The organism is Streptomyces sp. NPDC002130 (assembly GCF_040296465.1).
GTDB lineage: Bacteria > Actinomycetota > Actinomycetes > Streptomycetales > Streptomycetaceae > Streptomyces.
The window spans coordinates 1-2,758 of sequence record NZ_JBEOXI010000514.1; the positions used below are offsets into that span (position 1 = coordinate 1).

The window sequence follows — 2,758 nt, forward strand, 5'->3', positions numbered from 1 at the left end:
CGCTCGGCATTTCTCTCGACATTATTTTTCTCCGTCCTCACACCCCCTCTGTCTCCAACCTATAAAAATCCGTTCTGGCCCTAAACACCTCAGTGCCCCCCCCTTCCGGGAAACACCGGCGACCCGGCCGGACCTACTCGCCCGACAACACCGCCTGCGCCGCACTGCGCGCATTCTCGGCACTGTCCGTCGCCCGTGCCGCCGCAGCGGCACGCTCGCACTGCGCCAGCGTGTACTTGGCCAGCGTCGCCCGGACGTAAGGAATCGACGCGGCGCCCATCGAGAGAGAGGTGACACCCAGACCGGTCAGCACACACGCGAGCAGCGGGTCGGACGCGGCCTCGCCACAGACTCCACAGCTCTTGCCCTCGGCCTTGGCCGCCTCGGTGGACAGCTCCACCAGGTCGAGCAGGGCAGGCTGCCAGGGATCCTGCAGACGGGACACCGCACCCACCTGACGGTCGGCGGCGAAGGTGTACTGGGCGAGGTCGTTGGTCCCCAGCGACAGGAACTCGACCTCCTGGAGGATCGAGCGAGCCCGCAGCGCGGCCGACGGGATCTCCACCATCGCGCCGAACTTCGCCCGCAGCCCCGCCTCACGGCAGGCGTCCGCGAAAGCCCGGGCATCCGTACGGTCCGCCACCATCGGGGCCATGACCTCGAGATAGACGGGCAGCCCCTCCGCGGCCTTGGCGAGCGCGGTCAGCTGGGTGCGCAGGACCTCCGGGTGGTCGAGCAGCGTCCGCAGACCCCGCACACCGAGCGCCGGGTTCGGCTCATCGGCCGGCGTGAGGAAGTCGAGCGGCTTGTCCGCGCCCGCGTCCAGCACCCGCACCACGACACGCCCCTCGGGGAACGCCTCGAGCACCTGCCGGTACGCGGCGACCTGCTTCTCCTCAGAGGGCGCCTGCTTGCTGTCGTCCAGGAAGAGGAACTCCGTACGGAAAAGACCGACACCCTCGGCACCAGCCTCGACGGCGGCCGCCACATCAGCGGGGCCACCGATGTTCGCCAGCAGCGGCACCTTGTGACCGTCCGCCGTGGCACCGGGCCCGGTGGAGGCGGCCAACGCGGCCTTCCGCTCGGCAGCCGCTGCCTCCAGCTGTGCCTTCTTCTCGTCGCTCGGGTCCACGAAGATCTCTCCCGTGCTGCCGTCGACGGCGATCATCGTGCCCTCGGCGAGCTCACCGGCACCCGGCAGCGCCACCACGGCCGGCACCCCGAGCGCCCGGGCGAGAATCGCGCTGTGGCTGGTCGGCCCGCCCTCCTCGGTGACGAAGCCGAGCACCAGAGTGGGGTCGAGCAGCGCGGTGTCGGCCGGCGCGAGGTCGCGGGCCACCAGGACGTACGGCTCGTCGCTGTCGGGGACGCCCGGCATCGGCACCCCCAGTAGCCGGGCGACGATACGGTTCCGCACGTCGTCGAGGTCGGCCACGCGACCGGCGAGGTACTCACCGGCTCCCGCCAGCAGCTCGCGGTAGGAGGCGAACGCGTCGTACACCCCGCGCTCCGCCGTGCTGCCGACAGCGATCCGCCGCTCCACATCGGCCATCAGCTCGGGGTCCTGGGCCATCATGGCCTGCGCCTCGAGCACCGCCTGGGCTTCGCCACCGGCCAGGTTGCCCCGCGCCATCAGGTCCGCCGCCACCGCCTCGACGGCCTTGCGGGCGCGCCCCTGTTCGCGCTCCGCCTCCTCCGCCGGTATCTGCTTCGCGGGCGGCTCGAGCACCGCCGTTCCCATGTGCCGAACCTCGCCGATGGCCACACCGTGGCTCACCCCGACGCCTCGCAGCGTTGTCTCCATCTCACCCGTCTCCGATAGAGCGGCGGGCCCCGCCGCCGCGGTGGTTGTCGTACTCGCCGTCACAGGACGGCACTGGCGTCACTTCCAGAGGAAGAGACTGTCGCCGGCCTTCACATCGCCGTTGTCGCGAAGATCGGAGAGAGCCTCGGCCGTGGCTTCCAGCGCCACGACCGGGCAGACCGCGGACTTGCCTGCGGTCTCGACGGCCGCCGGGTTCCAGCGAACGACACCCTGACCACGCCTGACGGTGTCGCCCTTGTTCACGAGCAGCTCGAAACCTTCGCCGTTGAGCTGCACGGTGTCGATACCGAGGTGGGTGAGCACGCCATGCCCGTTCTCGTCGACCACGACGAACGCGTGCGGGTGCAGGGAGACGATGAGGCCGTCCACGGGCGAGACGGCCTCGGAAGGCTCACGTACGGGATCGATCGCTGTGCCTGGGCCGACCATGGCCCCGGAGAAGACCGGATCCGGCACTGCCGCCAGTCCGATAACGCGTCCTGCCAGCGGGGACGTCACGGTGGTCATGGGAAGCCTCCCAGGGGTGGAGATCGATAGGCCGTCCCTGTAGGTACCGGGCGGCACACTGTTCAGCAGCGTATGTCACCTGAAGTGCCGGTTCCGCGAGAGCACTCCGAAGTGGTCTAGACCATACCTCACGTCGATTTGCACCCGCTCAGTGGCCGCGTGTACAGTCGTACTCCTGCTTGGGGCTGAACGACGCAACCTTGCGTCCTGGCCGGGCAGCAACCAACTTGTCAGATCCTATCTCTGGATCACCTTCTGCATGTCTGCAGGACGGTGGTCAGGAGGCCGGAAAAACACTGATAGAGTTTGGAACACCGAAGGGAAGCGCCCAGAGGAAAGCCCGAGAGGGTGAGTACAAAGGAAGCGACCGTTCCTTGAGAACTCAACAGCGTGCCAAAAGTCAACGCCAGATATGTTGATACCCCG

2 protein-coding genes are annotated in these 2,758 nt (G+C 68.4%); both read right to left on the reverse strand.

What is annotated here, in order from left to right:
- Window positions 1-133: 133 nt before the first annotated feature.
- Window positions 134-1,804 (reverse strand): phosphoenolpyruvate--protein phosphotransferase, encoded by a 1,671-nt coding sequence (gene ptsP / locus ABT116_RS42000; RefSeq protein WP_351645651.1) that lies wholly within the window; start codon window positions 1,802-1,804, stop codon window positions 134-136.
- 78 nt (window positions 1,805-1,882) lie between these two features.
- Window positions 1,883-2,332 carry a PTS sugar transporter subunit IIA gene (locus ABT116_RS42005; RefSeq protein WP_351645654.1) on the reverse strand — a complete coding sequence of 150 codons (450 nt, stop codon included), beginning with the start codon at window positions 2,330-2,332 and terminating at the stop codon, window positions 1,883-1,885.
- Between the last annotated feature and the right edge of the window lie 426 nt (window positions 2,333-2,758).

What these genes read in the sequence shown, in the direction of transcription:
- ABT116_RS42005 (WP_351645654.1), bottom strand. Translation starts at nt 2,332, where the DNA reads ATGACCACCGTGACGTCCCCGCTGGCAGGACGCGTTATCGGACTGGCG.
- ptsP (WP_351645651.1), bottom strand. Translation starts at nt 1,804, where the DNA reads ATGGAGACAACGCTGCGAGGCGTCGGGGTGAGCCACGGTGTGGCCATC.